General features: G+C 61.7%; 6 protein-coding genes. 4 read left to right on the plus strand and 2 right to left on the minus strand.

From position 1 onward, the window contains the following. The 4 genes from ACIQ17_RS31045 to ACIQ17_RS31060 form a co-directional block, all read left to right on the plus strand. The coding region (locus ACIQ17_RS31045; RefSeq protein WP_398473332.1) for a winged helix-turn-helix domain-containing protein at nt 1-303 on the plus strand (303 nt) is incomplete at its 5' end. 141 nt (nt 304-444) lie between these two features. Next, nucleotides 445-855, plus strand: coding sequence for a DUF350 domain-containing protein (locus tag ACIQ17_RS31050; RefSeq protein WP_398473333.1), 411 nt, complete (start codon nt 445-447; stop codon nt 853-855). Beyond that, nucleotides 852-1241, plus strand: a complete 390-nt coding sequence (locus ACIQ17_RS31055) for a hypothetical protein (protein WP_398473334.1) — start codon at nt 852-854, stop codon at nt 1239-1241. Before ACIQ17_RS31050 ends, ACIQ17_RS31055 begins: the two co-directional genes overlap by 4 nt. Then, on the plus strand, nt 1241-2398 hold the full coding sequence (locus ACIQ17_RS31060; RefSeq protein ID WP_398473335.1) for a glutathionylspermidine synthase family protein: 1158 nt from the start codon (nt 1241-1243) through the stop codon (nt 2396-2398). The genes ACIQ17_RS31055 and ACIQ17_RS31060 overlap by 1 nt, the downstream gene beginning before the upstream one ends. Nucleotides 2399-2496: 98 nt before the next feature. On the opposite strand, the gene ACIQ17_RS31065 is transcribed toward ACIQ17_RS31060, so the two are convergent. Both ACIQ17_RS31065 and ACIQ17_RS31070 read right to left on the minus strand, forming a co-directional pair. Then, the gene (locus ACIQ17_RS31065; RefSeq protein WP_398473337.1) at nt 2497-3375 is read right to left on the minus strand and encodes a CheR family methyltransferase; all 879 of its coding nucleotides are present in this window, start codon (nt 3373-3375) and stop codon (nt 2497-2499) included. Next, nucleotides 3372-4538, minus strand: a complete 1167-nt coding sequence (locus tag ACIQ17_RS31070; RefSeq protein ID WP_398473338.1) for a chemotaxis response regulator protein-glutamate methylesterase — start codon at nt 4536-4538, stop codon at nt 3372-3374. Before ACIQ17_RS31070 ends, ACIQ17_RS31065 begins: the two co-directional genes overlap by 4 nt. Between the last annotated feature and the right edge of the window lie 75 nt (nt 4539-4613).

Here is a 4613-nt window from a genome sequence, read left to right on the forward strand (position 1 = left end):
GTCAATCTCGATACCAAGACGGTGGAAGTCGGCGGTCAGCGCGTCCATCTGACGGGCAAGGAATATCAGATGCTGGAGCTGCTTTCGCTCCGCAAGGGCACCACCCTCACCAAGGAAATGTTCCTGAACCATCTCTATGGTGGCATGGACGAGCCCGAACTGAAGATCATCGACGTCTTCATCTGCAAACTCCGCAAGAAGCTGGCCAACGCTTCAGAAGGCCGCAACTTCATCGAAACCGTCTGGGGCCGCGGTTATGTGCTCCGCGAGCCGAACGAAGACGAAATTCGCATCCCGGCTTGATCTTTCTCCCCGAACGTTCTCATGAAAACCCCGCCGCAAGGCGGGGTTTTTGTTTGCGCGTATGAACTCTCCCCATACAAGCCGAGACCAATACAATGCGTTGCAGAGGGCGATGTCGCCCCATGCACGTTCGGGGGCGGAATGGTTCTGCAATCTCTGGCCGGACTTCCGGCCTTTCTTGTCTATTTCTGCACCGGCATCATCGCCGTCATGCTTTATCTGTTCGTCTATATGCGCGTCACTGCGCATGACGAGTTCGCACTGATCCGCGATGACTGCGCGCCTGCCTCGCTGGCGCTCGGGCTCAGCCTGCTCGGCTTCGTGCTGCCAGTGGCCAGCGCCATCGTTCATTCCGCCAACGTCGTCGACTGCCTGATCTGGGCAGTGATCGCGCTGATCGTGCAGATCGCGGTCTACTACATCCTGCGCATTCCAGTGCCGAAGCTGTCCGAGCGCATCGAGGCTGGCGAGATGGCGGCAGCGCTGTGGCTCGGCCTCGCCTCGCTGGCCGCCGGCGTGCTGAATGCGGCCTCCATGGTTTATTCGCCATGACGGATGAGAGCGTGAAGAATTTCAACAAGCGCAATCCGGCGCGGCCGACCTATGAAGAACCGGCACGCAAACGATCGAGCCAGATCGCCCTGCTGCTGATGGGCACCGTGGCTGTCGGCGGCGGCGCCTATGCGCTGATGCCAAGCGAGCGCTGCGATCCCAACCGACCGACCATCGAGCAACCCGGGTGCCGGCAAGGCAGCTCGTCTTCATCCTCCGGCGGACACTATTTTGGTGGCAGCGGAAGCAGCAACTCGTCGTCGCGAACGAATTTCACCAGCAGCGGCGCGTCTTCGAGCACCAGCAGCATCGCGGGCAAATCCTCGAGCACGGTCACGCGCCACGGCTTCGGTTCATTCGGCTCACACTTCTCCGGCGGCGGCTGATGCAGCGGATCACTTGCAGCGAGCGCGATGACTGGCAGGCCACTGCCGAAAGCATGGGCTTTGCGTTTCACACCGATGGCGGCGAACGCTATTGGGATGAACGCGCCTATTATGCCTTCACGCTGGACGAGATCGAGCAGCAGATCGAGGGGCCGACGGCCGAACTCAACGCCATGTGCCGCGAGCTGGTCGGCCGCGCGGTCAAGGACGAGCGCTATCTGCGGCTGCTGAAGATCCCGAAAGCCTATTGGACCTATATCGCGGCGAGCTGGGAGCGGCACGAACCGAGCCTCTATGGCCGCTTCGACTTCTGCTTCGACGGCAAGGGCCACGCAAAGCTGCTCGAATACAATGCGGACACGCCGACATCGCTGTTCGAGGCTGCCGTGTTTCAGTGGACCTGGCTCGAACAGGCGATCGAACGGCAGATCATTCCGAAACGCGCCGATCAGTATAATTCGCTGCATGAAAAGCTGATCGAGGCTTGGCGCAGGATCGGTGCCGGCAACAAGCTCCATCTCGCCGCCGGCATGGACAGCGCCGAGGATCGCGGCACCGTGGCCTATCTCGCTGATGTCGCGCAGCAGGGCGGACTATCGCCGCAGCTGATTGACATCACGCAGATCGGCTATACCGAGGCTGGACATTTCGTCGATCTCGACGACCAGCCCATCGAACTTCTGTTCAAGCTCTATCCATGGGAGTGGATGTTCCGCGAGCAATTCGGCAGCAAATTGAAAGGCGCCTCGACGCGGTGGATCGAGCCGCCATGGAAGGCGATCCTCTCCAACAAGGGCATCTTGCCGCTGCTGTGGGCGATGTTTCCGCATCATCCCAATCTGCTGCCGGCCTATTTCGATGACGATGCAGCGGCGAGCGAGCTCGGCACATCCTATGTGCGCAAACCGCTCTATTCGCGCGAGGGCGCCAATGTCACGCTGGTGAGCGGCGGCGACGCGATCGATGCGCAGCCGGGCCCTTATGGCGAGGAAGGATTCATCCGGCAGATGCTGATGCCGCTGCCAAATTTTTCAGGCAACTATCCGGTGATCGGCAGCTGGCTTGTGGACGAGATACCATGCGGGCTCTCGATCCGCGAGGATGAGAACCCGATCACGGGGAACACGTCACGCTTCATTCCGCACGCGATTTTGTAGCGCTGATGTAGGGCGGATTAGCGAAGCGTAATCCGCCGCGGAGTTTCAGCTATGAACTTGGCCGGCGGATTACGGTTTCGCTTCATCCGCCCTACAGATCAACGCACCGGCATCGCCGTCTTGAGACCCACGGGCGCCATTGCGGGCACGATCGATGGGGCGGCTCGCATTGCCGTCGGACGATACAGGCCGCGCTTGTCGGCATGCGGCTTGAACGCTTCGGTCAGGCCGACCACGGTCTCGGCGGCGCCGAGCGCGAGGAAGCCATCGGGCTCCATGCATTTGGCGAGACGGCCGAAGATCTGCGTCTTCATGTCCTGATCGAAATAGATCAGCACGTTGCGGCAGAAGATGATGTCGAACTTGCCGAGATGCGAGAAGTCGGTCAGCAGGTTCAGCGGCTTGTACTGGATCATGGCGCGCAGTTCCGGCGCGATCTGCCACATGTCGCCGATCTGCTTGAAGTACTTCACCAGCAGCTGAATCGGCAGGCCGCGCTGCACCTCGAACTGGGTGTAGAGACCCGACTTCGACTTCTCCAGCACCTGCTGGGAGATGTCGGTGCCGACGATCTCGATACGCCAGCCCGCAAGCTGTGCGCTCATTTCCTTGATCACCATGGCGATCGAGTAAGGCTCCTGCCCCGTCGAGGCGGCGGCGCACCAGATGCGCAGGCTGCGACGGGCGCTGCGCGCCTGGATCATCTCGGGCATCACGACGTCACGCAGATGGTCGAACGGCGTCTTGTCGCGGAAGAAAAAGGTCTCGTTGGTGGTCATCGCCTCGACCACGTCGGCGGCGATCGCCGATGATCCGAACTTGATCTTCTGGACCAGCTCATCAATGCCCGAAAGACCGGCCTTGCGTGCCAACGGCACCAGGCGGCTCTCGACCAGATACTGCTTGTCCGCCGACAGATCGAGGCCGGACTTTTCCTTCAGGAACTTGCGGAGGAAATCGTAATCGGCGGGGGTCATGAACGATCTCCAGAAAACAGGCGGGTAATCTTCGCGCCGATCTGATTGAGCGGCAGAATCGCGGAGCAGATGCCGGCATTGGCTGCAGCACCAGGCATGCCCCAGACGACGCTGGACGCTTCATCCTGGGCGATCACATTGCCGCCGGCCGCGACGACTTCCTTGCCGCCGCGCATGCCGTCCGAGCCCATGCCGGTCAGCACCAAGGCCAATACGCCGCCCTGCCAGACATCGATGCCGGAGGTGAACAGCGGATCGACAGCCGGCTTGCAGAAATTCACGGGAGGACCGTCATCGAGCGCGATGACGATATTGGCGCCCTGCTTGGCGGCGCGCATGTGCTTGCCACCGGGGGCGAGATAGATCGTGCCGGGCCTGATGGCTTCGCCGTCGATGCCCTCATGCGCCGGGCGCTTGCTGGCGCGGGCGAGATGTTCGGCAAGGATGGTGGTGAAGGTCGGCGGCATGTGCTGGGTGATCAAGACCGGGACGCGGTCGATCACCGGACCGATCTCGGCCATCAGCGTCATCAGTGCCTGCGGGCCGCCGGTGGACGAGCCGATCAGCAGCGCGCGGGGCATGCTCGCGCTGAACGGACGCGTGACGAGCCTGGACGCCACCGGAGCGACCGGTGCAGGGCGAATGGCAGAAGCCGAGGGCGTCGTCCGCGCAGCCGGTGCGATCGATGGGCTCGCCACCGACTTCAGCCGGCGCGCACGGGCGCCGAGATGGCGGATCTTCTGCAACAGATCGTGCTTGAAGACATCGGCAGCGGAGATCTCGCGGGTGCTTTCCGGCTTCGGAATGTAGTCGGCGGCACCGAGCGACATCGCCTTGAAGCTGATCTCCGCGTTGCGGCGGGTCAGCGTGGACGCCATGATGACGATCAGGTTGCGCTTCTTGGCCAGGAGCTGAGGCAGCGCGGAGATGCCGTCGAGATCCGGCATTTCAATGTCGAGGATGGCGACGTCGGGCCTGATACGCTCGACCTGATTGACCGCATCGAGACCGGTTCGCAGCGAGCCAACCACCGTCAGGTCCGGCTCGGCGTCGATCCATCGCGAGATCAGGCCGCGAATGACCACGGAGTCATCCACGACCATCACGCGCAACGGCTCATAACGCGACTCGGCCGCGACCGGACTCATCACAGCAACACTCATCAACTCACCAGACGCAACAACACGCAACAAATGCACTTCAACATAAAGGCATTAACTAAAAAGAATCGCGCCGGT

Source organism: Tardiphaga sp. (assembly GCF_044340795.1).
Taxonomy (GTDB): Bacteria; Pseudomonadota; Alphaproteobacteria; order Rhizobiales; family Xanthobacteraceae; genus Tardiphaga.

What these genes read in the sequence shown, in the direction of transcription:
- ACIQ17_RS31070 (WP_398473338.1), bottom strand. Translation starts at nt 4,538, where the DNA reads ATGAGTGTTGCTGTGATGAGTCCGGTCGCGGCCGAGTCGCGTTATGAG.
- ACIQ17_RS31050 (WP_398473333.1), top strand. Translation starts at nt 445, where the DNA reads ATGGTTCTGCAATCTCTGGCCGGACTTCCGGCCTTTCTTGTCTATTTC.
- ACIQ17_RS31055 (WP_398473334.1), top strand. Translation starts at nt 852, where the DNA reads ATGACGGATGAGAGCGTGAAGAATTTCAACAAGCGCAATCCGGCGCGG.
- ACIQ17_RS31060 (WP_398473335.1), top strand. Translation starts at nt 1,241, where the DNA reads ATGCAGCGGATCACTTGCAGCGAGCGCGATGACTGGCAGGCCACTGCC.
- ACIQ17_RS31065 (WP_398473337.1), bottom strand. Translation starts at nt 3,375, where the DNA reads ATGACCCCCGCCGATTACGATTTCCTCCGCAAGTTCCTGAAGGAAAAG.